Source organism: Afipia sp. MLSD5-FHT05B12, assembly GCF_058793355.1.
In genome coordinates, this window is record NZ_JBXAFS010000009.1 from 70,049 (window position 1) to 96,485 (window position 26,437).

Sequence of the window (26,437 nt, forward strand, 5' to 3'; positions counted from 1 at the left end):
TGCTCACGCTACTTCGCTCTGTTCGCGTATCTCGCTGACGTCGACCCATTCGGCGCCTGTCAGTTTGGCCATGTGCGCGGGCGAAATGCGCACCGCGCTGTTGATCGAGCCGGCAGCGGGCACGACCTCGCTGAAAGCCTTCAGTGAAATGTCGCAATAGACCGGCAGCGGCGTCTTCAGCCCGAACGGGCAGATGCCGCCGACCGGATGGCCGGTGGCCTCCAGCGCTTCTTCGGCATTGAGCATGCGCGGCTTGCCGCCGAACACGGCACGCGCCTTCTTGTTGTCGAGCCGGGCGGTACCGCAGGTCACCACCAGCAGCACGCGGTCACCCACGCGCAACGATAATGTCTTGGCGATCTCCGCGGGAGTTACGCCAAAGGCTTCTGCGGCCAGCGCCACGGTGGCGGAACTCCTGTCGGACTCAATGACGGAAATGTCAGGTGCGTTTTTCGCGAAGAAGGCGCGAACGGATTCAACAGTCATGCTTGTCCGATTCCAGAAGTGCTGTTTGACGCAGCCTTATGCACGGTCAGGCCTCAGATGCCCAGCAGTTTGCGCGCATTGGCCTTCAACACCTTGGGCCGCACTTCGTCGCGAATATCGAGCTTCTCGAAATCCGCCATCCAGCGGTCGGGCGTGATCACCGGCCAGTCCGATCCGAACAGCATCTTGTCCTGCAAAATGGTGTTGACGTAGCGCACCAGGATCGGCGGGAAATATTTTGGCGACCAGCCGGAGAGGTCGATATAGACGTTCGGTTTGTGGGTCGCGACCGACAGCGCTTCCTCCTGCCAGGGGAAGGATGGATGCGCGAGGATGATCTTCATGTCGGGGAAATCCACCGCGACGTCGTCGATGTACATTGGGTTGGAATATTTCAGCCGCATCCCGTTGCCGCCGCGCATGCCGGAACCGACGCCGGTCTGGCCGGTGTGGAACAGCGCGATCGATCCGGCTTCCGCAATCGCCTCGTAAAGCGGGTAGGCCATCCGGTCGTTCGGATAAAAGCCCTGCATGGTGGGATGAAACTTGAATCCCTTGATGCCGTAGTCGGCGACGAGTTTTCGCGCCTCGCGCGCGCCGAGCTTGCCCTTGGCGGGATCGATGCTCGCGAACGGAATCAGCACGTCGGAATTCTGCGCCGCCAGTTCCGCCATCTCGTAGTTGTTGTAGCGGCGGAAGCCGGTCTCGCGTTCGGCATCGACAGGAAAAATCACGGCGCCGATTTTCTTGGCGCGATAGTAGGCCGCGGTCTCCGGCACGGTCGGCGGATGCTTGTGCGGCGACTTGAAATACTCCGACATCGCGGCCTGAAAATCGTCGTAGCCGTCGTCGCCGTGGGTGCCACATGGCTCCTCGGCGTGGGTATGAATGTCGATGGCGATCAGGTCGTCCGGATTCAGCATGCATACACTCCGGCGTATTGGCAGGCGCGTCAGCCCGCTGCGGAAATTGATTATAAATCATAATCAATTTCCGGCCGGGTGCAAAGCGCGAAGTCTCACCCGTTCGCGGTGGTCTGGGTCCGGATATCCTGCGCGGTGCGTTTGAGCGCCACCAGGAACTTCTTCTTGGCCTCAGCCTCGGTCACGGTGCCCGAAATGGTGTTGATGCTCACGGCAGCGACGACGTGGCCGGCCTGGTCGCGCACAGGCACCGCGATGCCGCAGATCGCGGGGTCGAGTTCCCCGTCGATCCAGGCGTAGCCTTGCGCTTCCACGCGCGCGAGTTCCTCGCCGAGCTGGGCCGGATTCGTGACGGTGCGCGGTGCGATCTGCCTGAGTTCGGCGGTGGCGAGATATTGCTGACGCTCATCCGGCGGCAGCGCCGCGAGCAGCACGCGGCCCAGCGACACCACATGCGCGGGCAGGCGGCTGCCGATTCCAAGATTGGCGGAGAGGATGCGCCGCGCCGGCAGACGCAGGGCGTAAACGATCTCGGTTTCGTCGAGCACGGCCAGCGCGCAGGATTCGCCGATGTCATTGCGAAGGTCTTCAAGCGCGCGCTGGGCGTAGCCCCAATAAGGAAGCGCGTTGAGATAGGACAATCCGAGGCCAAGCGCGCGCGGACGCAGGCTGAAGTAACGGCCGTCGGCCTGGCAGTATTTCAGCGCGACCAGCGTTGCGAGCATGCGCCGCGCGGTTGCGCGCGTCAGTCCCGCGAACGCCGCGGTCTCCGACAGCGTGTGCCGTCCGGGCGGCCGTCCCAGCGCCTCGACCACGGAAAATCCTCTCGCGATGGCGCGGACGAAACCGTCACTCTCCTTGGGCATTCTGAAATCCTCGCAAGATCGGGCTTGTCACGTTCGGAAAGCCGGACCATAGTGTTCGTGTGGTGACTATAAAGTTCGCCTGATGAACATAGATGAGAGACTGCCATGGCGCAAGCACAAGCTTTCGAGACCGACTTCTGGAAGGACGAAAATTTGCGAAAGGTCTGGGACGAGATCGTTCCAGGCGAACCGCGCAAGACGATTCCCTACCTGCTGACCAGGGAAGCCATCGCGCTCCTTTGCAAGGCTGTCGGCGAAACCAACCCGCTCTATCTCGATGAGGCTTATGCGAAGACCACGCCCTGGGGCGGGATCATTGCGCCGCCATCGATCCACATCCTGCTGATGTTCGCCTGCACCGAGGCAGACGACTGGATGCGTTCGCCGGGCACCGTGAACGCCGGACAGTCCTGGAGCTACAACAAGCCCGCGCGGCCCGGCGACACCATCACGCTGCAGGCCCGCGCGCTCGACAAGTTCATCAAGCGCGAGCGGCTGTTCGTGGTCCACGACAACGTCTTCTTCAATCAGCACGGCGACGTGATCTGTTCCGGCCGTGGCCAGACCATCCGGCCGATGTAAGCGAACGCGAGGAGTTCAAACATGACGACGATATTCGAAACCCTCTCGGTCGGCGACAGCATCGACGGCCCGAAGTTCCCGGTCTCGCGCGAATCCATTCGCCTGTTCTGTGATGCATCGCTCGACTACAACCCGCTGCATCTCGACGACAACTACATGAAGGGCGATTTCGGCAAGACCAATTTCGGCGGCATCATCATGCACGGCATGAACAACTTCGGGCTGATCACCCGGATGCTGACCGACTGGGCCTATCCTGCGGGCGCCATCCATCGCCGCCTCGAAACGCGCTGGGTCAAGCCGGTGAAGCCGGGCGATACCATCCAGCCGGCGGGCATCATCAAGGCCAAGCAGACCACCAAGAACTCGCGCTTCGTGCTGATCGATGTGCTGGTGAAGAACCAGAACGGCGAAAAGGTCGCAGTCGGCGAAGCGATGGTGGAGTTCCCCGTCGCGGCAGCGGCAGCCTGAGCGGAGTTGAGGCGCGATGCCGATCGCGATCATAGGCGCGGGAGTTGGCGGACTGACGGCGGCGTTGTCCTTGCACGCCGCCGGCCAGGGCGACATTCTCCTGCTCGAAGCCGCGCGTGAAATCCGCGACGTCGGCGTCGGCATCAACCTGCCGCCGCACGCCGTCCGCGAATTGAGCGAACTGGGCCTCGGCGATACGCTCGAGAAAGTCGGCGTGCCGACCAAGGAACTGGCCTACTACGATCCAAGGGGACAGTTGATCTGGGCTGAGCCGCGCGGGCTCGATGCCGGCTATCGCTGGCCGCAATACTCCATTCATCGCGGCACGCTGCAACGGCTTCTTGTCGATGCCGTGCGCGAACGTCTGGGGTCGTCGGCGATCCGCGTCGCGCAGCGCGTGACGGGCATCAATACCGCCGGCAACAAAGCGGTCATTGCAGCGACCGATCTGATCGAAGACCGTCCGGTATCCTATACGGCCGGCGTTGCGATCTGCGCCGACGGGATTCGTTCGCCGTCGCGCGACAGTCTGTACGGCGCGGTGACGCCGCTCGCGTCCAACGGCTGGGTGATGTATCGCGGCGTCACCAGGGCCGGGCCGTTTCTCTCTGGGCGTTCGATGGTGATCATCGGCGATGAAACCCAGCGGGTGGTGGTCTATCCGATCGCCGATGGCGTTATCAACTGGCTGCTGGTCCGTCCGAAGGATACCACTTGCGCCGAGACCGAACTCGGCAACTGGAATCTTCCGGTTTCGACCAGCGTCATCGCCGAATTCGTGAGGGATTACCGCTTCGACTGGCTGGACGTGCATCAGCTGGTGTCGTCATCATCGGAATCCTACGAATACCCGATGGCGGACATCAATCCGCTGCCGCGCTGGGTGTTCGGACGCTGCGCGCTGCTGGGCGATGCCGCGCATGCGATGTATCCGTTCGGCTCCAACGGCGCGTCGCAGGCGATCCTCGATGCGCGGGTGCTGGCCTACGAACTGGCGACCGGCGCGAGTGTTGAGGACGCATTGCGCGCATATGACGCGCAGCGCCGTCCGGTCGCAAGCGAAGTACAACTCGCAAATCGGCGGCAGGCAGGTGACGTGATGGCGCGGGTCAGCGCGCTGGCGCGCAACGGCGCTCACGGTGACGCAGCGACCGAACTTCAGGATGTCGAACGCCGCTACAAGCAGCTTGCGGGTTTCGATGTCGATGCCTTGAACACCCGGAAATCATGGAGCGTCTCGAACGCTTCGCAATAGAAGCCGGAAACAATCCGGAAATTAAGAGGGAGACGAAGATGCGCTGGTATTTGGATGCAATGCGGTCCGGACTTCTCGCGGCTGGTTTGATCGCCGTAACATCGCAGGTCACTGTTGCTCAGGATGCTTATCCGACCCGGCCGATCAAGCTGCTTGTAGGCTTTGCCGCAGGCGGTGCGACCGACACCACATTCCGCAAGCTCGGTGAACTCGCCGCCAAGGATCTCGGCCAGCCGATCATTGTCGAAAACAGGCCCGGCGCAGGTGCAACGCTCGCACCATCGACGATGGCGAAAACGGAAGCGCCCGATGGCTACACCATCGCGGCGGCGACCGCCGGATTGCTGCGTTACCCTTACATGCAGAAGGTCGACTGGGACCCGATCAAGGATTTCACCTGGATCGCGGGTCTCGGCGGCTACACCTTCGTGCTGGCCGTCAATGCCGACTCGCCGCTCAAGACGCCAGCCGATTTTGTCGCTTATGCCAAAAAGAATCCCGACGTTCTCACCGTGGCAACCGCGGGCGCCGGCACCACCATGCATCTTCTGGCCGAGGCGCTAGCCGGCATGGCGGGCGTGAAGATCACCCATGTCGGCTACAAAGGCAGCAGTGAAGCCGTGACGGCCATTCTCGGCGGCCACACCATGGCGACCGTCGATGCCATCGGCACCATTTTGCCTTACGTCGAGTCGGGCAAGATGCGCGTGCTGCTGTCGTTCGATCCGCAGCCGGTGGCGTCACTGCCCGGCGTGCCGACAGCCAAGAGCCTCGGCTACGATCTCGTTTATCCCGCGCCATATGGCCTCGTCGGACCGAAGGGAATGCCGCCCGCCGTCGTCGACAGGTTGTACAAGGCCTTCAAGGCCGCCGCCGACAGCGACGAATACAAGAAGCTGCTGGTGACGCTGGGTCAGACCCAGTGGCAGAAGCCGCCCGGCCAATACCAGCAGTGGGCTGGCGAATTCTATCTCTCCGAACGCTCGCTGGTTGAGCGCGCCAAACTGCTGCGTCAGCCCTGAGGCTGGATCGATCCCGCCGGCGAAGACCATGCTCGCCATACAAACTCAAGTCAGGTTGAAATCATGAAATCACTCTTTGCCGCGATCTGCTCCGTGTTCCTGCTGGCCACCTCGGCCGTCAGCGCCAGCGAGCAATTTCCCGTCAACAACGTGAAGATCATCGTGCCGTTCCCGGCCGGCGGCACCACCGACATTCTTGCGCGCTTCGTCGCGCAGTATCTTGGCGAGAAGCTCGGCGTCACGACCATCGTCGAGAACCGCGCCGGCGCCTCCGGAATCATCGGCTCTGAAGTCGTGGCAAAATCGCCCAACGATGGCAGCGTGCTGCTGCTGACCGCCACGCATCACGTCATCAATCCGAGCCTCTACAAGCAACTGCCGTTCGACCCGCGCAAGGAATTCTCTCCGGTCGCTCTGGTGGCGAGCGCACCGAATGCGCTCGTTGTCACGGCATCCTTCCCCGCCAAGAATGTCGGCGAACTGATCGCAATGGCCAGGAAGGATCCCGGCAAGTATTCGTTCGGCTCCGCTGGCATCGGCGGCGCCAATCACCTGTCGGGCGAACTCTTCAAGCAGATGGCCGGCATCGACATCGTGCATGTGCCCTACAAGGGCGCGGCGCCTGCGATGAACGATCTGATCGGCGGACATATTCCGATCATGTTCGACACGCTGCCGACGGTTTTGCCCGCGGCCTCCGGCGGAACCATTCGCGTGCTGGCGGTGACGAGCAAGGAGCGCGCCGCGTCGCTGCCCAACGTGCCGACTCTCGATGAAGCGGGCGTGAAGGGCTTCGAGGCGACCGCGTGGTTCGGCCTCTATATGCCAGCCGCCAACGGCAACGCCGCTTACACCAAACTGGTCGCGGCGATGAAGGAGATTCTCGCAGCGCCCGCGACGCGCGAGAAGTTCGCGGGACAGGGCGTCGAGCCCGGCAAGCGCGTCGGCCCGGACTTCACCAGGTTCGTGGATGCCGAGATGGACAAGTGGGCGGGTGTCGTGAAGACCGCCAACGTGCCGCAGCAGTAACAGCCGGCTTCAGGATCGCAGAAAGCCCGCTCCGGGATTGTCCGGGGCGGGCTTTTTGACGGGCTGGAGAAAGAGCGCGAGGCTTGCCGCGCCTAGTGTGGTGGTTCGCAAGTCCGCATCATTTCTGCAGCACGTTCCTTTGCGGACTTGCGAACCAAAACCACACTGGAATCTATAGTTTCTAGTGTCCTTTTGAATCCGAAGTCCGCTCCGGAAGGTGCTGCGAAATGAAGCGAACTTCGGATTCAGGACACTAGTGGGTTGGGGTGCCGTCGGGACCATGCGTCGTGATGGTCTGGCCCGTCGTTGCCCCCGACCTGGCCATCACATGGGGGCTCGGCCGGACGATGTCTGTCGCAAGTCCGAGTTTTTCGAACAGGCGAATGGTCAGCCAGGTGGTGTCGAACTCCCACCACTTGTGACCGTGACGTGCCGAACGCGGATCGGCATGGTGGTTGTTGTGCCAGCCTTCGCCGTGCGCGAGGAGGCCGACGAAGACGTTGTTCCGGCTGTCTTCGTCGGTCTGGTAATTGCGGTAGCCCCAGAGGTGGGTGACGGAATTCACCGCCCAGGTCTGATGCCAGACGAACACGGTGCGCACGAACACGCCCCAGACCAGAATGCTCAACCCGAACTGCACGGCCTGCATTGCCGTGCCGCCCATCGCGAGTTCGGCGAGAAAGCCGGCGCCGAAAAACACGAGCCACTGGATCAGAATGATCTTGAGCTGAAGCCAGTTGCGCTCGAGCGCGACGTAGAACGGATCGCGCAGGATGTCCTTGGCGTAGCGGTCGTAGATCCCGAGGCGATTGAGTTCAGGATTCTTGATGATCAGCCAGCCGATATGGCCCCAGAGGAAGTTCACCAGCGGGCTGTGCGGATCGGGCTGCTCGTCGGCATACTGATGATGCCGGCGATGCACAGCGACCCAGCGAGCCGGCGTATCCTCCACACAACAAATGGCGATGACTACGAGCACATGCTCGAACCATTTCGGACAGCGAAAGCCGCGATGGGTGAGCAGACGATGATAGCCGATATTGATGCCGAGCAGCCCGCTCAGGCGGGCAACGATCACGGCGACGATCACGCCGGTCCAGCTGAAATACCAGGGGATGAAGGCGAGCAGCGCCACCAGATGGTAGAACAGGATGGGGAGCGCCGACCCCCATTCGATGCGGTTCAGATTGACCCCTGCGGGCAGCGGCAGGCGGCCGGATAATCCGGGCTCCGGGGTGCCGGTCAAGGAGACGGCTTTCGCGGCCGCCGGACGATTGTCAGTCATTTCAGCGGTCAACGGGTCCAAAATTGCCTTCCGGGTGGGGCTAGGGCCGTGTTTAACGCATGCGCCGCCAAAGATGAAGAACGGCGGCCACGGACGGCTCGAATGTCTGATTAGAGTGATTAGAGGGACATTTGGGCGGCGGAAAGTCCGGAAACTGGCTCCTTTCGGGGCAATTTGACCCGGTTGCAGCGGGCTGAATTTGCCTGATCGGATTGACATTTGTGCCTCCGATGGCATAGAAACCGCCCTGTCCCGCGCGGCCCTGCCTGCGGGATATGCCCATCAACCAACGGTTTCATACTCGGCCTGCAACGCGGCCTTCCAGAGAGCATTGTCCCATGAAGGTCCGTAATTCGCTGAAGTCCCTGCGCGGCCGTAACCGCAACAACCGTCTGGTCCGCCGCAAGGGCCGGGTTTACGTCATCAACAAGGTTCAGCGCCGCTTCAAGGCCCGCCAGGGCTGATTCGCCGCCCGATTGTCCGATGATGCGTCCAGCCGTCAGCGGCTGGCAGGTCTAGCCAGGTCTTCCTTCACATCACAGCCGTTTGACGCCGCTTGCGCTTTGCACGCGGCGCTTTCCGCGTTTAGACTTTCCGTCATGACATCCAAGACGGAATGGACCACGGCTGTCCTGAAACTCGCGATTGTCGCTCTGACGCTCGTGGCATTCGCCGCGACGCCCGCCGCGGCACAGGCTCCGCAGCTCACACCGCCCGGCAAGCAGAAAAAACTGCCGCAGCCGCCCGCCAAGCTCCCGCGTGTGATTGGCGACAAGGCCAAAAATCTCGATTTTCTGTTCGGTGCATTGAAGGCCGCGCCGGATCAGCAGAGCGCCAAGGCCGTCGAAGCCCGCATCTGGGCGGTGTGGACCGCGACCCCGAGCGATACGGCGGCGCTGCTGATGGCACGGGCCAAGCTCGCGCTGGACAGCAAGAATACCGATGTCGCGCTGAAACTGCTCGATGCGGTGATCAAGTTGCGCCCCGATTATATCGAAGCGTGGAACCGGCGCGCGACGATCTATTACCTTCAGAACGACTACAGCCGCTCGATGGAAGATATCCGGCAGGTGTTGATTCGCGAGCCGCGCCATTTTGGCGCCCTGGCGGGTCTCGGCATGATCATGCAGGAGACCGGCGACGAAAAGCATGCGCTGGACGCATTCCGCAAGGCGCTTGCCATCAACCCGTACCTTGAACGTGTCCCGGATCTCGTGAAGACCCTGTCCGAGAAGGTTGAGGGCCGGGATATTTAATCCGCCACGATTGTTCCAACCGGCATGCCGGCCGGTGACGCGAAACCTTTTCACCGGCCGTCCGTATTCCCGTCGTGCAGAAAATTTCCCGGATTCTTTCCATGATTGTTTTGGCTGCCGTGGTCACGCTGGCGATGCTGGCGCTGGTTACGCAGGCGGGCGTTTTTGCGCTTGAACGCGCCTATCCGCCGCAGGGGAAGTTTGTGGATGTCAAAGGCGCGCGGCTGCATGTCGTGGAACTCGGCCCGACTTACGCGCCCGGCCTGCCGATCGTCCTCGTTCACGGCGCGAGTTCGAGCCTGCAAACCATGCGCAAGCCGCTCGGCGACAGGCTGGCGAAGCATCACCGCGTCCTCCTGATCGATCGGCCCGGCCACGGCTGGAGCACGCGCGAACATGCCGGGGATTCGACACCTGCGATCCAGGCCCGGATGATCGACGAGGCGCTGGGCAAACTCGGCATCGATCAGGCGATCATCGTCGGTCATTCCTGGGCCGGGTCGCTGATGCCGGCAATGGCGTTACAATATCCCAAGCGGGTCGCGGCCATCATGATGCTGTCGCCGGTGGCATATCCGTGGCCGGGCGGAGTCGGCAATTTCAACAAGATCGCGGCCATTCCGGTGATCGGGCCGCTGCTCGCCTATACCATCACACTGCCGCTGGGGCTGTTTCTGGTCGATCCGGGAACACGTCACGTTTTCGCGCCGCAGGCGATGCCGGACGGCTATGTCGATGCCACCGCTGTGCGGATGGTGTTGCGGCCGCAGGTTTTTCTCGACAATGCCCGCGACCTCACGACGCTGAAGGCGGAAATGGCCGGGCAGTCGCCGAACTATCCGTCGATAAGGGTTCCGGTCACGATTGTTACCGGCGACGCCGACAAGACGGTTTCGACCGACATTCATTCGCGGCCGTTCGCAGCCGCCGTGCCGCAGACGAAACTCGTGGTGTTGCCGAACGGCGGTCACATGCCGCAGGTTTATGCAACAGATCTGATTGTTGCGGAGATCGAGGCGATCGCAGCCAAGGCCCAGGTTCTTTCGGCCACCGCGCGCAAGTCCGACTGATTTCCTCGGACCGTTCGCCGCTGACGCGCCGACTGGCGAATTGCCGCATAACTGCAAGTAATTTCGGCGGTGACGGCCCCCCGCGCGTTGCTTTTTGTTCCCGCCATTGCTAGTTCGGCGTCTTTCGCAGCGGCGCGTGCCGCATTTCTCAATTTTGATTCTGATTGGAGATTTCTGTGAAAGCTTCGTCTTTGAGTTTTTTTGCTGCCATCATCGCGGCTCTCGCCGGCATGTCCTGGGGCATCGTGATGGCGATGTCGCAGGACCACTCCTCCATGCCAGCGCACGCTCACCTCAACCTGTTGGGGTGGGTATCGTTGTTTCTCTTCGGGATTTTCTATCGCCTTTATCCGGCGCTGGAAATTTCGCGCCTCGCGCTGGCTCAGGTCTGGATCTGGATCATCGGTACGATTTCGCTGACCGTCGGTGTTGCCATGCTGCACGCGGGCAACAAGGCCGGTGAGCCTTTCGCAGGCATCGGATCGTTTGTCCTGCTTGGCGATATGGTGTTGTTCGGCTGGCTGGTGATGCGGAGCGAGCAGCACGCGGCCGTCGGGTAGAGCGCTTGTTGGATTTGGCTCGCACGCGCAACATGCATGTGCATCGGCGCGCGCGATTTTTTTCATTCACGATGTGCTGAACATCATACTGCTGCCATCGATCGATGATGGAGTGTCGTTGTTATACGCGTCCTTTTCTCGCTCCAGCAGAATGAAGGTCGGACATGACAACCCCATCGAACAATGACAATGTTTTCAACAAGGTCGCTGAAACGATTCCGTTTCCCGATCTCGCGCGTGTCAGCGAAATGAACGGAACCATGTTGAGCGAAATCGCGAAGTTCAACGCGCAGATCAGCACCAACATGCAAACCGTCGGCAAGGAATGGTCCGAGTTTGTCGGCATGAGGCTCCGCGAGGACGCCCAGTTCTTCCGCTCGGTCCACGATTGCCGCTCGTTGCAGGATCTCCAGCAGGTCTACGCACAGTTCTGGCAGACGGCGTTCACCCAGTACGGTGAGGAAGCCCAGCGCATGATGAAGCTGACTCAGGGGACCGTCGAGGATGTGAGCCGCACGGCGCGGGAAATCCGCGATACGGTCATTCACACCGACAAGGCCGCCTGAGCCGGGCGTCGCACCGGACGCCGTGACTGTCATGCCCGGCGATGTGTCGGGCATGAAGGGGATCATTTCGCCAGCAGTTTGCAGTGTGGCCTGGCCCATCGCCGTCGTTTGCATCGCGGCGGGCGAGGGTGAAGCATGTCCGCAGGTCCCGGTTCGGAACGGTCATCCTGTCTGACTTATCGGCGCGGCGTTCGATTGCCTCGGTTCAGGCGCAAGAGTAGTCTCCGCATCGATGACGTTGCCCGGCATTTCCGGATTTCACCCACGTCGTCCACTTCGATGCAATTGATCGGCTAATTCTATTAAACGCGACCGCGTTGCGCGCCTTGTTTGCAAAGCTGCCGCGCTTGTGATGATCGAACCCGGGAGCGGCGCGCGAGCCCCGCCCCTTTTGTTTTGCAGGCAATCAGGGAAACCAAATCAAGCAACGGAGATGTGTGATGCTTACTCCCGTTAAGAGGATTCGTTTCGGATTGATATTGCTCGCCGGGTTGGCGGCAGGGACACAGCAGGCTCCATTCGCAGCGGCGCAAACGGCTCAGCTTTCCGAGCAGGAAGCTCTTGCTGTCGCCACCGATGCCTACGTCTACCTTTATCCGCTGGTGACGATGGATGTAACGCGCAAGCAACTGACGAACATGGAACCCGGCAAGGGAATCGGTGGCCCGATGAACACCTTCGCGAACATCCCGGAGTTTCCGTCTGCCGACATGAAGTCCGTCGTCCGTCCGAATTTCGATACGCTGTATTCGAGCGGCTATCTGGATATGACGAAGGAGCCTGTCGTTGTCTCCGTGCCGGACACAGGTGGACGATTCTATCTTTTACCGATGCTCGACATGTGGTCCGACGTTTTCGCATCTCCCGGATCGCGCACCACAGGAACGCAGGCGGGAAATTTCCTGATCGTTCCGCCCAACTGGCGGCCCGACCTGCGGGGCCGGTTCGTCGAGGAGTTAAAGCTTCCGAAGGAAACCCAGGTCATCCACGCGCCGACGCCGCAAGTCTGGATCATCGGGCGCACCAAGACAGATGGTCCGCCGGACTATGCCGCGGTCCACAAGATTCAGGCGGGCTACAAGATCACACCGTTGTCGGAATGGGGAAAGCCGGCAAGAGCGGTTGATGTGAAGATCGATCCGTCGATCGACATGAAGACACCGCCCAAGACTCAGGTCGATACGATGGCAGGCGGGAAGTACTTCGCCTACGCATCCGAGATTCTCAAGATCAATCCGCCTCATATCACCGACCAGCCGATCATCGCGCAGATGAAGCGGATCGGCATCGAGCCCGGCAAGACTTTTGATCTTTCGCGAGCCGGTCCTGCCGTGAAGAAAGCAATCGAGGCCGCGCCCGAAGCTGCGCAAAAACTGATGGCATGGAAAGTCCCGACCTTGGCCCGTGTTGTGAACGGCTGGTCGATGAACACCGACACCATGGGAGTGTACGGCGACTACTATCTCAAGCGTGCTTTGGTCGCGCAGATGGGCCTCGGCGCGAACCTTCCTGAGGATGCGATTTATCCGCTCAATCTTGCGGACGACACCGGCAAACCGCTGGACGGAGCCCACGGGTATACGATCAATTTCGACAAGAGCAGCATGCCGCCGGTGAGCGCGTTCTGGTCTGTCACGCTTTACGATCCCGACGGCTTCCAGGTCGCCAACAGTCTCAATCGCTTTGCGGTCAGCAGCTGGATGCCGTTCAAGACCAATGCCGACGGCTCGCTGACGCTGTATTTCCAGAATGAGAGTCCGGGAGCCGACAAGGAGACGAACTGGCTCCCTGCGCCGAAGGGTCCGTTCAATCTGACGATGCGTCTCTATGGCCCTCAATCCGACGCGCTGACCGGGAAATGGAATCCTCCGCCGGTAATGCGGGTTCAGGAAACGGTGGGCCAGTCAGCGAAGTAGGACGACGCTCTCGCCTTCAGATGTCGGCGTCGCGCTCGGGGCCGACATAGGCGATGCGCACCATGTTCGTCGTTCCCGGCGTGCCGAGCGGTACGCCGGCGACGATGATGACGCGCTGGCCGGCTTTCGCGAAGCCGTCGCGGAACGAGATGCGTGCGGCACGGTCGATCATGTCGTCCTGATCGTGGGCATCTTCGGCGATGACGCAATGCACGCCCCAGACCAGTGACAGCTTCCGGCCGGTATTGACGCTCGGCGTGATGGCGACCACGGGGGGCTTCGGCCGTTCGCGTGCAACGCGCAGCGCGGTCGAGCCGGAACTGGTCCAGCAGACGATAGCGGAGAGATCGAGCGTCTCGGCGATCTGCCGCGCCGCGTCCGCGATGGCGTCGCCCGCGGTGGCTTCGGGTTCGGGCCGCTGCGCCGCGATGACGCCGCGATAGGTCGGATCCCGTTCGCATTCCTCGCCGATGCGATTCATGGTCAGCACCGCTTCGACCGGGAACTTGCCCGCGGCGGACTCCGCCGACAGCATGATGGCGTCCGCGCCCTCGAACACGGCGTTGGCGACGTCAGAGACCTCGGCGCGCGTCGGCACCGGTGACGTGATCATCGATTCGAGCATCTGTGTCGCGATCACCACCGGCTTGCCGGCGCGCCGCGCCATGCGCGTCATCTGCTTCTGAAGTCCAGGCACGCGCTCGGCAGGCAGTTCGACGCCGAGATCGCCGCGTGCGACCATCAGCGCGTCGGATGCTTCCATGATTTCGGCGAGACGGTCGATCGCTTGCGGTTTCTCGATCTTCGACATGATCGACGCGCGGCCGCGCACCAGCTTCTTTGCCTCGATCACGTCGTCTGCACGCTGCACGAACGACAATGCGACCCAGTCGATGCCGGTCTCTAACGCGGCTTCGAGGTCGGCGCGATCCTTCGGCGTCATGGCGGACACCGGCAGATCGGTGTCGGGCAGGCTGACGCCCTTGCGGTCGGACATTTTTCCGCCGGTTACAACCCGCACCAGCGCATGGTCGGGCGAGGTCTCTTCGGCGATCAGGCGAAGCTTGCCATCGTCGATCAGCAGCGCATGCCCCGGCCGCAGCGCCTTGAGGATTTCCGGATGGGGAAGATGGACGCGGTTCTTGTTGCCCGGCGCCGGATCGGCATCGAGGGTGAACATCGCGCCGTTGTTGAGCTCGACAAAGCCGTTCTCGAAATTGCCCAGCCGCAGCTTCGGTCCCTGAAGATCGACCAGAATGCCGATCGGCCGTCCGTAGCTGCCCTCCACATTGCGGATCGTCGCCACAAGCTCGCGCATCTTGTCGTGCGGGGTGTGGCTCATGTTGATGCGGAACACGTCCGCGCCAGCCTCGAACAGCTTGCGGATGGAAGCGCTGTCGGACGATGCCGGTCCAAGCGTGGCGAGAATTTTGATGCGTCGCAGGCGTCTCATTTAGGATTTCCGGGAGCTGCGCCGGGAAGTGCGCCGGGGTGTGCCGCCCCAGGCGCGTTCGGCATGCCGGGAAGGCCTGGCGAGCGCGGGTTCTGTTCGCTGGATTCGGTCAGTTGCACGGTCCAGGCGCGCTGTTCGCCGGTATCGACCTCGAAATATCCGGTGCGGTCGAAACCACGCGCCAGACAGTCTTCCGTGCCCTTGATGGTGAATTCCTTGTCGCGTGAACACATGAAGGCTTGCCCCGACCACTCTCCGCCGCGGTCATAGTCGATGGCGTAGATATAATAGTATCGTGCGACAAGCGTTCCACGCAGCAGGGTTTCACAGGCCCGGGACGATACGTTCCACCAGCCCTCGGTGACCCAGCCCTCGTTGTCCTTGTAGCCAAGCGCGATGCCGACCCGGCTTGACGTGTTGTTGCAGAGCCGGAAATCCGCGGCTGCCGGCGCGCTCCATGCGCACAGCCCGATCAGCGCGACAAGCCCGGCGAGGGCTGCGGTGATCGTGCGGGAAAGCGTCATGCGGCGGGGAATCGTGGCTGTCATCTAACCAGGTACTATCAACCGTTCGTTGATTTCGCGTAACACATTGAGCATGATCGGCAAAAGGCGGAGATCCCATGTCCGGTCAGGCCGGCCACTATAAGGGGGCTTGGCGGTTTCGCCAAACTGTGAGCAACCGTTAATAGGCTACTTGCCGCATTGCGGCGCGGGCCGGTTTGGTTTTTTCCGCCATATGGAAAATGACCGGATACGATCCCATGTGAGATGGCCGTATCGGACGGCCAGCATGACTGATGAAATCGCGGAAAAATGACCATGGCGATCGATGAGAAGACCCGGACGGAATTGGAAGCAGCGGTTTTCCGCCGGCTCGTCGCGCATCTGCGCGGGCGAACCGATGTGCAGAATATCGACCTGATGAATCTCGCGGGCTTCTGCCGCAATTGCCTGTCGAACTGGCTGAAGGATGCCGCTGACGAGAAGGGCGTGATGCTCAGCAAGGATGACAGCCGCGAGGCGGTCTATGGCATGCCCTATGAGATCTGGAAGGCGACCTATCAGACCGACGCGACACCAGAGCAGCAGGCGGCACTGAAGAAGAGCCATACGGGTCACTGAAACACGCAAGAAAAATCGGCCTGATCGCCACAGGCTTTTCTTTCGCCTGTGGGTCGCTGTGGATGACCGTGGCTCCGCCTTGACGGGGCTGCCCACACTCTTGAGTGTAAAATTTGAATGACGTGCCGCGCACGCTCCCTTCAAGCCTCATACAGAGTTCAGGAGTATCTCCGATGGCTATGCCTGCTGAGAAAAGCAATGACGACACCGCGCACAGCTTCGCCAAGGGGCAGCTCAAGGCCATCATCGAGCGCATCGAGAAGCTCGAGGAAGAGAAGAAGGCCATCAGCGACGACATCAAGGATGTCTACGGCGAAGCCAAGGGCAACGGTTTCGACGTGAAGGCGCTGCGCACCATCATCCGCATGCGCAAGCAGGACGCCGACGAGCGTCAGGAGCAGGAGACGATCCTGGAAACGTACATGCAGGCGCTGGGGATGCTGTGAGGTGAGTGGGCACCCTTTCCCTCTCCCCTTGTGGGAGAGGGTGCTGAGCGGCGTAGCCGCGAAGCGGGTGAGGGGTGACCTTTGCCGTGTTTGCAAACCCCTCACCCGGTTTCTCGCCGACGCTCGAAACCACCCTCTCCCACAAGGGGAGAGGGAGAAGTAACTGAAAAGGATAAATCACCGCAGAGCGGCGGTGCGCATCGCGAACGACGTGGTCGACAGCGTCGCAGTCGCGGGGCCCGTGAACTTCTCGCAGACGATGCCCATCTGCGGATCTTCCGAGAATGTCATCGCCACCGCCGTGTTCGGCTTGACGAAGTGGACGCGCATCACGGTCATGTCCTGATCGCCGAGCGACGAGACCGACAGCGAGGTGCTGGCGCTGGGTGCGAGGATCATCGCGCGCATCCAGATGTCGTTGGTCTGCGAGGCCTGCTTGATCCGCGCCGAGGTCGCGATCGCTCCCTGGCGGGTCTTTCCGATCGCTGCATCGCCACCCCTGATCTCCGCGCCGGACATCGGATTGGGGGCGAGCGCCGCGAGGCGGGAACTGCCGCGCGGAACGGGCGCGCTGGCGGCGACGATCTGGGCACGGTCGAGCGGAGCATCGGCGGGCGCATAGGCGAGTGCCTGCGACACATTCTGCGGCAGGCTTGCGGTGAACTGCGGATCGGAAGCGACCACCGCGCCGCGGGCCTTGAGGGCGGCGATCTGCGCCTGCGCTGCGGGCTTCGGCGCTGGCTCGTTATCCCAGAAGCCGCGCGCATTGATGATGTCGATCGGCGACTGCGGAGCGTATTCGTCAGCCGGAACCGGCTTGAGCGCGGGTTGCTGCTGCTTGGGTGTTGCGGCGGTCTTCGTGTCGGCAGATGCCACCTGATAGGACGATGCGCCCGCAGGTTTCGCACGCGGCAGGGGCACGCGTTCGAGAACCTTTTCGGCGGCGGTGACGGTGGCCTGTGCGGCGTTCCGTGCAGCATCCTTGGCCTTGTCCGCCGCGGCCATCGCCACCTGCGTAACCTTGCCGCCACGCGCGACATCGTCGTTGCCAACCTCTTCCTCATCATCCGCCGACTTGCGGCCGAACAGCGAAGCCAGGAAACTTTTCGATTTCGACGGTGTGCCGACATCCTCGCCGTTGCCGCGGCGCTGGATGTCGGCCAGCGCGAGCTCGTAGTTCTTCAGCGGCTTGCCGTCGGTCGGCACATGCACGGTGCGGCCATCCGGGAAAACGCGCGCGAGCTGGTCGTGAGTCATGCGCGGCCAGTGGCGGATGCTGCCGACATCGAGATGCACGAACGGCGAGCCGGAGGTGGGGTAGAAGCCGACGCCGCCGCGTTGCAGGCGCAGTCCGGCGAAACGGATTTGTTCGAGGGGCACGCCTGGGATGAAGAAATCCATCGCGTGGCCCTGCATGTGCTGGCTGTGACGCGCCACGCCCGAGGAGCGGCGGCGGAGCATGGCGTTGGTGGCGGGCGAGCGATAGGCGGAGATGATCTGGACCGGCTGCTTGCCGTCGACGTCACGGTAGACTTCCCAGACGATGTCGAACAGCCGGCGGTCCATCGTGGTGGAGTCCTGGCTGCGCCAGTCCCGCAGGAAATGGTTGAGTTTCTTCAGCGAGCTTTCGTCGTAGCGGCCGTTGCGCTTGAAGGTGACGGTGAGGTCTTCGCCGGAATGGGTGTGGTGTAAGGTGAGGGAGCGAGTGTCGCCGTCGGCGGTGGCGTTGTGGACGGAGCGGGCATTGGTCGCGACCAGCAGCAGCGAGGCGAGGCCGACGCGCACCGAAGTGCGCGAAAGCCACTCAAAGCCAATGCTGCGTGGAAAACCGCCCGCCACTCAGAATCCCGTCAGCCATCAGTCTGTTAGGTGATCCCCCGCTACCCCACGCAACGGGAGAGGATGAACATAGTCCTAAGGCAGGAGGGTTAATCGATATTTACCAATCCCGCCCAAGGCTTCTCAGTCAGGTCTACCCAAGTCTTCGTTTGCCCAAGTTCTTAGCGATCCCAAGTTCTTAGCGATCCCAAGTCTTACGTTACCCAAGTCTTACGCTATCCAAGTCTTGATCAAGTCTCGCCCAAGTCTGTCACAGGCCCGTGAAGAGCCAAGTATGCCGCTGCGAGTATGGCAAAAAAGGGCCGGCAGGCCGATCCGGGGCGGAATGCTTTGTGGGCAATGGTTAACAAAAAGGGCCCCGCAACTGGCGGGGCCCTGGAACTGTGAAAACCGGGGAAAGTCAGCCCGGTTGGGCTGAAACCGCCGCCTAGCGAACCACCCGGCGCTGGCGGACCGGGGCCGGCGGCGGGGTCGGCGCCCCGAACAGGCGTTCGAAGAAGCCCATGCCGCTGTTGCTGGCGAAGCTGTCGCCGGGAACCCGCACATTGGTCGGCCGGACATAGTTCGGCTGGGCGTGGGAGACGGCCATTTCCATCTCCTTGCCCTCGCTGCCCTTGAGCAGCGAAATCACCCGGGCGTCGCGGCCGTAGATGTCCTTGCGGAATTCCAGCTTGCCTGCGTCGTCAACGAACGCTGTCTGATAGGTGATGTTGACCGGGATAGGCGTCGGGAAGTTGATGTTGAGCTCGCTGCGGCCGTACAGGCCTTTGATCTTTTCCGGCGTGTAGCCTTCCTTCGGCAGCGCGATGCTCAGCAGGTTCGCCGCGTACTGATCCGGATTCTGCACGCGCATGCAGCCGTGGCTGAAGGCGCGCTCTTCCTTGGCGAACAGGTGCTTGTCCGGCGTGTCGTGCTGATACACGAGGAACTTGTTCGGGAAGTTGAAGCGGATGCGGCCGAGCGCATTGGCTTCGCCCGGCGGCTGCGAGATGCGCACGCTGCCGTCGGCGGCGCGCGCGAGCTTGAGGCCCATGCGGTCGAGCACCGTCGGGTCCTGTGCCAGCGCGGGCAGATACTCGTTGTAGATGATCGACGGCGGCACGTTCCACGTTGGGTTGACGGTGATGAACTTCATCGTCTCTGTCAGCTCAGGCGTCGCATGCTTGCCCGGCTTGCCGACCACAACGCGCGTGGTCCAGGCCTGCTTGCCGTTGTGCATCAGCTTGAGCGTGTAGTCCGGAATGTTGAGGATCACGTAGGCGTTGCCGAGCGCCGCTGCGCCGAGCTCGCGCGGCAGCCAGCGCCAGCGCTCCATGTTGGCGCGCACGATGTCGATCTTGCGGTCGTTCCTGGGGCCGTTGATGGCGCGCACGGTGGTGTTGTCGAGTACGCCGGTCGCCTTCAGATCGTTGTTCGACTGGAATTTGCGAACCGCGTCCGCAACCGCTGCATCGTAGCGCCTGTCGTCGGCATTTTCCGTGACGTGGAGCTTGGCGCGCAAGGCCGGCACCCGCTCGTCTTCCATCACGACGGAGTTTGCGTTCTTTTTGGTCGGCTTGACGAATTTCAGCGCGTCGCCTTCTGCGATCTGCTTGGAGGTGTCTTCCGTGATGCCGCGCAGTTCGGCGAGCTTCGCCTTCAGGCCCTTGTAGCCCTTGTGCTGCGGATTGTAGCCCTCGAGCGCCGCCGAGGCGTCCTTCGCGGTCGAGACGTTGATCAGAACCTCGACCGGATCGACCGGATGCTCGGGATAGGAGATGTCCGCGCTGACGCGCGAGAAGTGCATGCGGCCGCTCTGGGCGTGGCGCGCGTAGTCGAGCATGCTTTCGGTCAGGCGTAGTTCGGCCTCGGCCTGTGCATCGGGCGCGGAAGCCGCGGCGAAATCCGGCGTCGGATAATCGGCGGGGTTCAGGCCTTCGCTGCCCGCGTCCTTGAGACGCGCGATCACGCTCTTGGCCCGCGCGGTGGCGGCGCCGGCTTCGCTCCACAGCGGAGCGTAGTTGCGGTCCTTGTAGAAATTCTCGACGGCGGTGCGCTCGTTCTTGCGATCGAAGTAGCGCGCGCCCTTGGCCGCGATCAGATCGCGCAGCTTGTCGGCGGCCGGCTGATCGGCGGCCGCGACAGCGGGAGCAGCCTTCGCAGGTTCGGCGGCTGGCGTTGCCGCGGCGGCTGCCGGGGGCGTTGCGGTTGGGGCAGTCGCAGCGGGAGGGACGGTTGCTGTTGTGACCGGTGTCGCAGCAGGTGCGGCCGGGGCAGCAGCTTCTTCCTTCGGAGCCGGCGCGCCTGCCGCGGTGTCAGGCTTCGCGGTATCTGGCTTGAAGTCGCTCGCGGTCGGCGGCGGTACATTGGCGGGCTCGGGAAGCGGGATAGCGGCATCGATGGCAAGATCCGCCGGGTTCTTTGCCGGGCCGGATTGAGCGACGGCGCCGGTTGCGGCAACGGCGAGGACGGTGGCCGCCACGGCCATCAGGACCCGGTCAAAGCCTGTAAGGCCTTTGCGGTGGCCGGTCGAAAAGTCATGCATTCTCGCACCCCTTGGACGACACTGCTCCTGTGTGGAACAGCTCATGATGGTTTCCGTCAGTACCTGTTGCAAAAGCGCCGGCTTGATCGGACTTTGCTACGCAATCCCGCATTGAAAACACTGCGAAACGGTACACGCGCCAGCTTGAAGCGGCCAGTCGCCGCAGATCAACTCGAAGTCATCTCCTGCGAAATGACTTCAATTCGGCATGTCTTGCAACGATTTGCGCGCATTGCCACGCGCTTTTCCTGTGTCTGTCACCAGTCCGCAACGGTTCAAAGAGAGAAGCGAAAAAGCCGTGCGTTCGTTCCATGCCTGAGCGTGATTCGCGCTTTAGCGTGCGGGGCCGACAGGTTCCGTGCCCGAGGCCGCTGCCTCGTCGAGTTTCCGGTAGAGCGTCGAACGCCCGATCTTCAGCCGCCGCGCGACCTCGGACATCTGACCGCGGTAATGGGCGATGGCGAAACGGATGCACTCGGCTTCCATATTCTCAAGCGGCCGGACCTCCCCGTCCTCGCCGAGCATGGCCAGGGTGCCATAGGTCTGTGCGAACTTCTGAGGAGCGGAGGCAGGAGCAATAGGTATTTCAGCACCAGCAACAATATCCGATGGTGAGGAGGGCGGGCTGTCCAAAATCACCGGTTCGGCTTCGCTCAGCGAAACTGGCGGTATTCCGCCGGTCTGCGGAAAGTCATCCGGTCCGAGCTGGCCGCCATCGCTCATCACGACCGCGCGGTACACCGCGTTTTCCAACTGACGGACGTTGCCCGGCCACGCCATCTGTCCGAGCAGCGACATGGCTTCACCGCTGACGCCCGTGACCGGCCGGTTCTCCTCGGCCGCGATGCGCGCCATGAAATGCCGGACCAGATGCGGAATGTCCTCGCGGCGCGTCCGCAGCGGTGGAATTGTCAGCGGCAGCACGTGCAACCGGTAGAACAGGTCTTCGCGGAAGGCGCCGGCCTTCACCTGATTGAGCAGGTTGCGGTTGGTCGCCGACACGATACGGACATCGACCTTCACCGGCTTGCGTCCGCCGACCGCTTCCACCTCGCCCTGCTGCAAGGCGCGCAGCAATTTCACCTGCGCCGCCAGCGGCAGTTCGCTGATCTCGTCGAGAAACAGCGTGCCGCCATTGGCCTCGACGAACTTGCCCGCATGACGCTCGGTGGCGCCGGTGAACGCGCCTTTCTCGTGGCCGAACAGCAGCGATTCCACGAGATTGTCCGGGATCGCGCCGCAGTTCACCGTGATGAACGGCTTGGCGCTGCGCTCGCTTGAGCCGTGGATGGCGCGTGCGATCAGTTCCTTGCCGACGCCGGATTCGCCTTCGATCAGCACGGGAATCGTGGACGACGCCGCTTTCTTGCCCATGGCGATGACGTGGTTCATCGTTTCGGAACGGGTGACGATGTCGGCGAAAGTCAGCTTGCCTTCGCGGCGATGCCGGATGCGCTGGAGTTCGCCTTTCAGCGCGCTGGCATTGAGCGCGTTGCGCAGCGAAATCTGAAGCCGCTCGATGCCGACGGGTTTCACGACGAAATCGTGCGCCCCGGCCCGCATCGCGGATACCACATTGTCGATGCCGCCGTGGGCGGTCTGCACGATCACCGGCAGGTCGAGGCCGATATCGCGAATCCTGGCCAGCACGCCCATGCCGTCGAGGCCGGGCATCACGAGATCGAGCACCAGGGCATCGACGGGTTTCGTGTCGGGATCGATCAGATGGGCGAGGGCGGCGTCGCCGCTGTCCACTGTCACGGCGTCGTAACCGCAGCGTTGCACCATGTTCTCGACCAGACGGCGCTGAACGGCGTCGTCGTCGGCAATCAGAACAGTCGCAACCATGGCATTCCCCGCAACTCTGGACTATCTCAACAACATGTCTCGAATCGGGGCACTCTCGCCGATGCCGATTAACGACCTCTTAAGAGTTGGCTTTGTCCACAACTGCTGCAATCGTCATGCGTCCTGCACGATCTTGAACATCACGGATTGAAATATGGCTTCGCGCACCTCGGCTCTCCGCAAATCTCCGGCAAAATCGAAATCTGCGGCCAAGTCCGCTCTGAAGGCGAAAGCCTCCGCCAGGACGGCGTCTGGCACGTCAGGCAAGGCAACCAGGCTGCCCGAGTGGAACTTGACTGACCTTTATCCGGCGATCGATGCCCCCGAGGTGACACGCGACCTGGACAAGCTCGATGCCGACTGCGTGGCGTTCGAGAATGCCTACAAGGGCAAGATCGCGGAGCAGGTCACGGCGCCGAACGGCGGGGAGTGGCTGGCCGAAGCGATCAGGAGCTACGAGGCGATCGACGATCTGGCCGGGCGGCTGGCGTCCTATGCCGGGCTTGCGCATGCGGGCAACACGGTCGATGCGGCGATCTCGAAGTTCTATGGCGACGTATCCGAACGCATTACGGCGGCCTCGACGCATCTTCTGTTTTTCGCGCTCGAACTCAACCGCGTCGATGACGAGATGATCGAGCGCGCGATGGCTGTGCCGTCGCTCAACCACTACCGGCCGTGGATCGAGGATCTGCGCAAGGACAAGCCGTATCAGCTCGAGGATCGTGTCGAGCAGTTGTTTCACGAAAAATCGCAGACTGCGTATGGCGCGTGGAACCGGCAGTTCGACCAGACCATCGCAGGGCTGCGTTTCAAGGTTGGGGGCAAGGAACTCGCCATCGAGCCGACGCTGACGCTGTTGCAGGACCGCGCGCCGGAAAAGCGCAAGGCAGCGGCGCAGGCGCTGGCGAAAACCTTCAAGGCCAACGAGCGCACCTTCGCGCTGATCACCAACACACTCGCCAAGGACAAGGAAATCTCCGACCGCTGGCGCGGTTTCCAGGACATCGCGGATTCGCGTCATCTGGCGAACCGGGTGGAGCGCGAAGTCGTCGATGCGCTGGTCGCCTCGGTGCGCGCCGCATATCCCCGCCTGTCGCATCGCTATTACAGGATGAAGGCGCGCTGGTTCAAAAAGAAGACGCTGCCCTACTGGGACCGCAACGCGCCGCTGCCGTTCGCGGCGAAAAGCCAGATCGGATGGAATGACGCCAAGAGCACCATCCTGAAAGCCTACGGCGATTTCTCGCCGCAGATGGCGAGCATCGCGGAGCGTTTCTTCGATGATCGCTGGATCGATGCGCCGGTGCGTCCCGGCAAGGCGCCGGGCGCGTTCTCGCATCCGACCACGCCGTCGGCGCATCCCTATGTGCTGATGAATTATCAGGGCAAGCCGCGCGACGTCATGACGCTCGCGCATGAGCTTGGCCACGGCGTTCATCAGGTGCTTGCTGCAAGGCAGGGCGCGCTGATGGCGCCGACGCCGCTGACGCTTGCGGAAACCGCCAGCGTGTTCGGCGAGATGCTGACCTTCAAGCGGCTGCTGGCCCAGACCAAAAGCGCGAAGGAGCGCCAGGCGCTGCTCGCGGGCAAGGTCGAGGACATGATCAACACGGTGGTGCGCCAGATCGCGTTCTACTCGTTCGAGCGTGCGATCCACACCGAGCGCCGCAACGGCGAACTCACCGCCGAGCGCATCGGCGAAATCTGGTTCAGCGTGCAGGGCGAAAGCCTCGGGCCTGCGATCGAGATCAAGCCCGGCTACGAGACGTACTGGATGTACATCCCGCACTTCATCCATTCGCCGTTCTACGTTTACGCCTATGCGTTCGGCGACTGTCTCGTGAACTCGCTTTATGCGGTTTACGAGAACGCCTCGGACGGCTTTGCCGATCGCTACCTCGCGATGCTGTCGGCCGGCGGCACCAAGCATTATTCCGAACTGCTTCAACCGTTTGGGCTGGACGCCAAGGACCCCAAGTTCTGGGACGGCGGGCTGTCGGTGATCGAGAACCTGATCGCCGAGCTGGAGGCGATGGGGTAGCCTCTTTTCAGGGCAATTGCCGGGAAGGGAGGACCTCCCGTTCCGCATCGCGGAAATTTCCGCCCGGGCCGTTGCATGGCTTGCATGCGGACGTGTTTAATCCTTGGAATCGGCCTACGACGAAAGTTGCCCTTGCCTCGCAATTGGGCTAATTCGCGTCACAATTGGGAATGGCGCTGGAGGGATTGATGTCTGACCATAGCGAAGTTGCGTACACCACGGCGGACGGTAACGACTATCCGGCCCACGAGCAGACCTACGAAGGTTTTCTCATGATGACGAAGTACGGCACGCTTGCCGTCATCGCCATCATCGCCCTGATGGCGATCTTTCTCACCTGATTGAAAATGGTTGTACCGGCGGCGTGGCCGGTGATTAAGTCATGCGCGGCCGAACGGCTGCGGGAGGCGTCATGAAAATTGCGATAGCCAAGGAAGTCGATGCGGCGGAGCCACGTGTTGCGGCGACGCCCGACACGGTCAAGAAATTCAAGGCGCTGGGGATCGATGTCGCGATCGAGCCGGGCGCGGGCATCAAGTCCGGCCTGCTGGACGGGGACTATGAGGCCGCGGGGGCTGTCGTCAGCGCCGACGCCGTCAAGGACGCCGACATCGTCATCAAGGTGAAGCGCCCGGAGGCTTCAGAAGTTACGAAATACAAGAAGGGCGCGCTGGTCATCGCGATCATGGACCCCTACGGCAACGAAGCCGCGCTGAAGGCGCTGGCCGATGCCGGCGTCGCGGCCTTCGCGATGGAGCTGATGCCGCGCATCACCCGCGCACAGGTGATGGACGTGCTGTCCTCGCAGGCCAACCTCGCCGGTTACCGCGCTGTGATCGAATCCGCTGAAGCCTTTGGCCGTGCGTTTCCGATGATGATGACCGCGGCCGGCACCGTGCCTGCGGCGAAAGTGTTCGTGATGGGTGTCGGTGTCGCCGGATTGCAGGCGATCGCCACCGCGCGCCGCCTCGGCGCCGTGGTCACCGCGACCGACGTGCGTCCCGCGACGAAGGAGCAGGTTGAATCGCTGGGCGCCAAGTTCCTCGCCGTCGAGGACGAGGAATTCAAGAACGCGCAGACCGCCGGCGGCTACGCCAAGGAAATGTCGAAAGAGTATCAGGCCAAGCAGGCCGCTCTGACGGCCGAGCACATCAAGAAGCAGGACATCGTCATCACCACGGCGCTGATCCCGGGCCGTCCCGCGCCGAAACTCGTCACTGCCGACATGGTGAAGTCGATGAAGCCGGGCTCCGTGCTGGTCGATCTCGCGGTCGAACGCGGCGGCAATGTCGAAGGCGCGAAGGCCAACGAGATCGCCGATGTCGATGGCGTGAAGATCGTCGGCTACACCAATCTCGCCGGCAAGGTCGCGGCATCGGCGTCGAGCCTTTATGCGCGCAATCTGCTGTCGTTCATCGAGACGCTTTACGACAAGGCCGCCAAGTCGCTCGCCGTGAAGTGGGACGACGAACTGGTGAAGGCCACCGCGCTGACCAGGGACGGCGCTGTCATCCATCCGAATTTTCAGCCGAAAGCATAAGGAGAGCCGACATGCATGGAATTGAGGCTGTCGACCCGTTTGTGTTCCGGTTGTCGATTTTCGTTCTTGCGGTTTTCGTTGGTTATTTCGTGGTGTGGTCGGTGACGCCTGCGCTGCATACGCCGCTGATGTCGGTGACCAACGCGATTTCGTCGGTCATCGTGGTCGGCGCGCTGCTGGCGACCGGCGTTGCGCTGGTCGGCAACGACGACGGCCCGTTGTGGGCACGCGCGTTCGGTTTCGTGGCGCTGATTTTTGCGTGCATCAACATATTTGGCGGCTTCCTTGTCACCCAGCGCATGCTGGCGATGTACAAGAAAAAGCAGAAGTGA

The 26,437-nt window shown here is 62.2% G+C and carries 26 protein-coding genes; 17 read left to right on the forward strand and 9 right to left on the reverse strand.

Annotation, left to right across the window (positions count from 1 at the left end; translation table 11 throughout):
• Window positions 1–3: 3 nt before the first annotated feature.
• From AC1Q6J_RS13705 to AC1Q6J_RS13715, 3 genes are all read right to left on the reverse strand, one after another.
• Complete coding sequence (locus tag AC1Q6J_RS13705; RefSeq protein ID WP_492279831.1) at window positions 4–486, reverse strand: YbaK/EbsC family protein; 483 nt, start codon at window positions 484–486, stop codon at window positions 4–6.
• Between the two features lie 53 nt (window positions 487–539).
• Window positions 540–1,409 carry an amidohydrolase family protein gene (locus tag AC1Q6J_RS13710; protein WP_492279832.1) on the reverse strand — a complete coding sequence of 290 codons (870 nt, stop codon included), beginning with the start codon at window positions 1,407–1,409 and terminating at the stop codon, window positions 540–542.
• Between the two features lie 95 nt (window positions 1,410–1,504).
• The gene (locus AC1Q6J_RS13715; protein WP_492279833.1) at window positions 1,505–2,275 is read right to left on the reverse strand and encodes an IclR family transcriptional regulator domain-containing protein; all 771 of its coding nucleotides are present in this window, start codon (window positions 2,273–2,275) and stop codon (window positions 1,505–1,507) included.
• Window positions 2,276–2,380: 105 nt separating this feature from the next.
• Here AC1Q6J_RS13715 and AC1Q6J_RS13720 point away from each other — a divergent pair, with 105 nt between their 5' ends.
• The 5 genes from AC1Q6J_RS13720 (at window position 2,381) to AC1Q6J_RS13740 (ending at window position 6,634) form a co-directional block, all read left to right on the forward strand.
• On the forward strand, window positions 2,381–2,857 hold the full coding sequence (locus AC1Q6J_RS13720) for a MaoC family dehydratase (RefSeq protein WP_492279834.1): 477 nt from the start codon (window positions 2,381–2,383) through the stop codon (window positions 2,855–2,857).
• A gap of 21 nt (window positions 2,858–2,878) precedes the next feature.
• Complete coding sequence (locus AC1Q6J_RS13725; protein WP_492279835.1) at window positions 2,879–3,328, forward strand: MaoC family dehydratase; 450 nt, start codon at window positions 2,879–2,881, stop codon at window positions 3,326–3,328.
• Between the two features lie 16 nt (window positions 3,329–3,344).
• Window positions 3,345–4,583, forward strand: a complete 1,239-nt coding sequence (locus tag AC1Q6J_RS13730; RefSeq protein ID WP_492279836.1) for an FAD-dependent monooxygenase — start codon at window positions 3,345–3,347, stop codon at window positions 4,581–4,583.
• Window positions 4,584–4,621: 38 nt separating this feature from the next.
• Window positions 4,622–5,605 (forward strand): Bug family tripartite tricarboxylate transporter substrate binding protein, encoded by a 984-nt coding sequence (locus AC1Q6J_RS13735; RefSeq protein ID WP_492279837.1) that lies wholly within the window; start codon window positions 4,622–4,624, stop codon window positions 5,603–5,605.
• Window positions 5,606–5,668: 63 nt separating this feature from the next.
• A complete protein-coding gene (locus AC1Q6J_RS13740) occupies window positions 5,669–6,634 on the forward strand; it encodes a tripartite tricarboxylate transporter substrate binding protein (protein WP_492279838.1) in 966 nt (321 codons plus the stop codon).
• 253 nt (window positions 6,635–6,887) lie between these two features.
• Here AC1Q6J_RS13740 and AC1Q6J_RS13745 read toward each other — a convergent pair whose 3' ends face one another.
• Entirely contained in the window at window positions 6,888–7,919 is a 1,032-nt protein-coding gene (locus tag AC1Q6J_RS13745; RefSeq protein WP_492279839.1) for an acyl-CoA desaturase, read from the reverse strand.
• A gap of 338 nt (window positions 7,920–8,257) precedes the next feature.
• On the opposite strand from AC1Q6J_RS13745, the gene ykgO reads away from it, so the two are divergent.
• The 6 genes from ykgO (at window position 8,258) to AC1Q6J_RS13775 (ending at window position 13,287) form a co-directional block, all read left to right on the forward strand.
• Entirely contained in the window at window positions 8,258–8,383 is a 126-nt protein-coding gene (gene ykgO / locus AC1Q6J_RS13750; RefSeq protein WP_002713372.1) for a type B 50S ribosomal protein L36, read from the forward strand.
• A 135-nt stretch (window positions 8,384–8,518) separates the two neighbouring features.
• Window positions 8,519–9,175 (forward strand): tetratricopeptide repeat protein, encoded by a 657-nt coding sequence (locus AC1Q6J_RS13755; RefSeq protein ID WP_492279840.1) that lies wholly within the window; start codon window positions 8,519–8,521, stop codon window positions 9,173–9,175.
• A gap of 101 nt (window positions 9,176–9,276) precedes the next feature.
• Window positions 9,277–10,245 (forward strand): alpha/beta fold hydrolase, encoded by a 969-nt coding sequence (locus AC1Q6J_RS13760; protein WP_492279841.1) that lies wholly within the window; start codon window positions 9,277–9,279, stop codon window positions 10,243–10,245.
• Window positions 10,246–10,421: 176 nt separating this feature from the next.
• On the forward strand, window positions 10,422–10,805 hold the full coding sequence (locus tag AC1Q6J_RS13765) for a hypothetical protein (RefSeq protein ID WP_492279842.1): 384 nt from the start codon (window positions 10,422–10,424) through the stop codon (window positions 10,803–10,805).
• Window positions 10,806–10,969: 164 nt separating this feature from the next.
• Window positions 10,970–11,371, forward strand: coding sequence for a phasin family protein (locus AC1Q6J_RS13770; protein WP_492279843.1), 402 nt, complete (start codon window positions 10,970–10,972; stop codon window positions 11,369–11,371).
• Window positions 11,372–11,811: 440 nt separating this feature from the next.
• Window positions 11,812–13,287, forward strand: a complete 1,476-nt coding sequence (locus AC1Q6J_RS13775) for a DUF1254 domain-containing protein (RefSeq protein WP_492279844.1) — start codon at window positions 11,812–11,814, stop codon at window positions 13,285–13,287.
• Between the two features lie 16 nt (window positions 13,288–13,303).
• Here AC1Q6J_RS13775 and pyk read toward each other — a convergent pair whose 3' ends face one another.
• Together pyk and AC1Q6J_RS13785 are read right to left on the reverse strand one after the other, a co-directional pair.
• Window positions 13,304–14,740: a pyruvate kinase gene (pyk, locus tag AC1Q6J_RS13780; protein WP_492279845.1), complete on the reverse strand. Its 1,437-nt coding sequence runs from the start codon at window positions 14,738–14,740 to the stop codon at window positions 13,304–13,306.
• A complete protein-coding gene (locus AC1Q6J_RS13785) occupies window positions 14,737–15,264 on the reverse strand; it encodes a DUF1036 domain-containing protein (protein WP_492279846.1) in 528 nt (175 codons plus the stop codon). Before AC1Q6J_RS13785 ends, pyk begins: the two co-directional genes overlap by 4 nt.
• Before the next feature lie 297 nt (window positions 15,265–15,561).
• On the opposite strand from AC1Q6J_RS13785, the gene AC1Q6J_RS13790 reads away from it, so the two are divergent.
• Together AC1Q6J_RS13790 and AC1Q6J_RS13795 are read left to right on the forward strand one after the other, a co-directional pair.
• Complete coding sequence (locus AC1Q6J_RS13790) at window positions 15,562–15,864, forward strand: DUF1244 domain-containing protein (protein ID WP_492279847.1); 303 nt, start codon at window positions 15,562–15,564, stop codon at window positions 15,862–15,864.
• A 173-nt stretch (window positions 15,865–16,037) separates the two neighbouring features.
• A complete protein-coding gene (locus AC1Q6J_RS13795; RefSeq protein WP_492279848.1) occupies window positions 16,038–16,310 on the forward strand; it encodes a DUF2312 domain-containing protein in 273 nt (90 codons plus the stop codon).
• A gap of 177 nt (window positions 16,311–16,487) precedes the next feature.
• Here AC1Q6J_RS13795 and mepK read toward each other — a convergent pair whose 3' ends face one another.
• The 3 genes from mepK to AC1Q6J_RS13810 form a co-directional block, all read right to left on the reverse strand.
• The gene (gene mepK, locus AC1Q6J_RS13800; RefSeq protein WP_492279849.1) at window positions 16,488–18,149 is read right to left on the reverse strand and encodes a peptidoglycan L,D-endopeptidase MepK; all 1,662 of its coding nucleotides are present in this window, start codon (window positions 18,147–18,149) and stop codon (window positions 16,488–16,490) included.
• Window positions 18,150–18,576: 427 nt separating this feature from the next.
• The gene (locus AC1Q6J_RS13805; RefSeq protein ID WP_492279850.1) at window positions 18,577–20,673 is read right to left on the reverse strand and encodes a L,D-transpeptidase family protein; all 2,097 of its coding nucleotides are present in this window, start codon (window positions 20,671–20,673) and stop codon (window positions 18,577–18,579) included.
• A gap of 333 nt (window positions 20,674–21,006) precedes the next feature.
• A complete protein-coding gene (locus AC1Q6J_RS13810) occupies window positions 21,007–22,521 on the reverse strand; it encodes a sigma-54-dependent transcriptional regulator (protein WP_492279851.1) in 1,515 nt (504 codons plus the stop codon).
• Between the two features lie 154 nt (window positions 22,522–22,675).
• On the opposite strand from AC1Q6J_RS13810, the gene AC1Q6J_RS13815 reads away from it, so the two are divergent.
• The 4 genes from AC1Q6J_RS13815 (at window position 22,676) to AC1Q6J_RS13830 (ending at window position 26,437) form a co-directional block, all read left to right on the forward strand.
• Window positions 22,676–24,565 carry a M3 family oligoendopeptidase gene (locus tag AC1Q6J_RS13815; protein WP_492279852.1) on the forward strand — a complete coding sequence of 630 codons (1,890 nt, stop codon included), beginning with the start codon at window positions 22,676–22,678 and terminating at the stop codon, window positions 24,563–24,565.
• A gap of 188 nt (window positions 24,566–24,753) precedes the next feature.
• The gene (locus AC1Q6J_RS13820) at window positions 24,754–24,906 is read left to right on the forward strand and encodes an aa3-type cytochrome c oxidase subunit IV (RefSeq protein WP_492279853.1); all 153 of its coding nucleotides are present in this window, start codon (window positions 24,754–24,756) and stop codon (window positions 24,904–24,906) included.
• Between the two features lie 71 nt (window positions 24,907–24,977).
• Entirely contained in the window at window positions 24,978–26,105 is a 1,128-nt protein-coding gene (locus tag AC1Q6J_RS13825; protein WP_492279854.1) for a Re/Si-specific NAD(P)(+) transhydrogenase subunit alpha, read from the forward strand.
• Between the two features lie 11 nt (window positions 26,106–26,116).
• Entirely contained in the window at window positions 26,117–26,437 is a 321-nt protein-coding gene (locus AC1Q6J_RS13830) for a proton-translocating transhydrogenase family protein (protein ID WP_492279855.1), read from the forward strand.

Coding starts and splice junctions, on each gene's coding strand:
- AC1Q6J_RS13705 (WP_492279831.1), bottom strand. CDS start 486: ATGACTGTTGAATCCGTTCGCGCCTTCTTCGCGAAAAACGCACCTGAC.
- AC1Q6J_RS13710 (WP_492279832.1), bottom strand. CDS start 1,409: ATGCTGAATCCGGACGACCTGATCGCCATCGACATTCATACCCACGCC.
- AC1Q6J_RS13715 (WP_492279833.1), bottom strand. CDS start 2,275: ATGCCCAAGGAGAGTGACGGTTTCGTCCGCGCCATCGCGAGAGGATTT.
- AC1Q6J_RS13720 (WP_492279834.1), top strand. CDS start 2,381: ATGGCGCAAGCACAAGCTTTCGAGACCGACTTCTGGAAGGACGAAAAT.
- AC1Q6J_RS13725 (WP_492279835.1), top strand. CDS start 2,879: ATGACGACGATATTCGAAACCCTCTCGGTCGGCGACAGCATCGACGGC.
- AC1Q6J_RS13730 (WP_492279836.1), top strand. CDS start 3,345: ATGCCGATCGCGATCATAGGCGCGGGAGTTGGCGGACTGACGGCGGCG.
- AC1Q6J_RS13735 (WP_492279837.1), top strand. CDS start 4,622: ATGCGCTGGTATTTGGATGCAATGCGGTCCGGACTTCTCGCGGCTGGT.
- AC1Q6J_RS13740 (WP_492279838.1), top strand. CDS start 5,669: ATGAAATCACTCTTTGCCGCGATCTGCTCCGTGTTCCTGCTGGCCACC.
- AC1Q6J_RS13745 (WP_492279839.1), bottom strand. CDS start 7,919: ATGACTGACAATCGTCCGGCGGCCGCGAAAGCCGTCTCCTTGACCGGC.
- ykgO (WP_002713372.1), top strand. CDS start 8,258: ATGAAGGTCCGTAATTCGCTGAAGTCCCTGCGCGGCCGTAACCGCAAC.
- AC1Q6J_RS13755 (WP_492279840.1), top strand. CDS start 8,519: ATGACATCCAAGACGGAATGGACCACGGCTGTCCTGAAACTCGCGATT.
- AC1Q6J_RS13760 (WP_492279841.1), top strand. CDS start 9,277: ATGATTGTTTTGGCTGCCGTGGTCACGCTGGCGATGCTGGCGCTGGTT.
- AC1Q6J_RS13770 (WP_492279843.1), top strand. CDS start 10,970: ATGACAACCCCATCGAACAATGACAATGTTTTCAACAAGGTCGCTGAA.
- AC1Q6J_RS13775 (WP_492279844.1), top strand. CDS start 11,812: ATGCTTACTCCCGTTAAGAGGATTCGTTTCGGATTGATATTGCTCGCC.
- pyk (WP_492279845.1), bottom strand. CDS start 14,740: ATGAGACGCCTGCGACGCATCAAAATTCTCGCCACGCTTGGACCGGCA.
- AC1Q6J_RS13785 (WP_492279846.1), bottom strand. CDS start 15,264: ATGACGCTTTCCCGCACGATCACCGCAGCCCTCGCCGGGCTTGTCGCG.
- AC1Q6J_RS13790 (WP_492279847.1), top strand. CDS start 15,562: ATGGCGATCGATGAGAAGACCCGGACGGAATTGGAAGCAGCGGTTTTC.
- AC1Q6J_RS13795 (WP_492279848.1), top strand. CDS start 16,038: ATGGCTATGCCTGCTGAGAAAAGCAATGACGACACCGCGCACAGCTTC.
- AC1Q6J_RS13805 (WP_492279850.1), bottom strand. CDS start 20,673: ATGCATGACTTTTCGACCGGCCACCGCAAAGGCCTTACAGGCTTTGAC.
- AC1Q6J_RS13810 (WP_492279851.1), bottom strand. CDS start 22,521: ATGGTTGCGACTGTTCTGATTGCCGACGACGACGCCGTTCAGCGCCGT.
- AC1Q6J_RS13815 (WP_492279852.1), top strand. CDS start 22,676: ATGGCTTCGCGCACCTCGGCTCTCCGCAAATCTCCGGCAAAATCGAAA.
- AC1Q6J_RS13820 (WP_492279853.1), top strand. CDS start 24,754: ATGTCTGACCATAGCGAAGTTGCGTACACCACGGCGGACGGTAACGAC.
- AC1Q6J_RS13825 (WP_492279854.1), top strand. CDS start 24,978: ATGAAAATTGCGATAGCCAAGGAAGTCGATGCGGCGGAGCCACGTGTT.
- AC1Q6J_RS13830 (WP_492279855.1), top strand. CDS start 26,117: ATGCATGGAATTGAGGCTGTCGACCCGTTTGTGTTCCGGTTGTCGATT.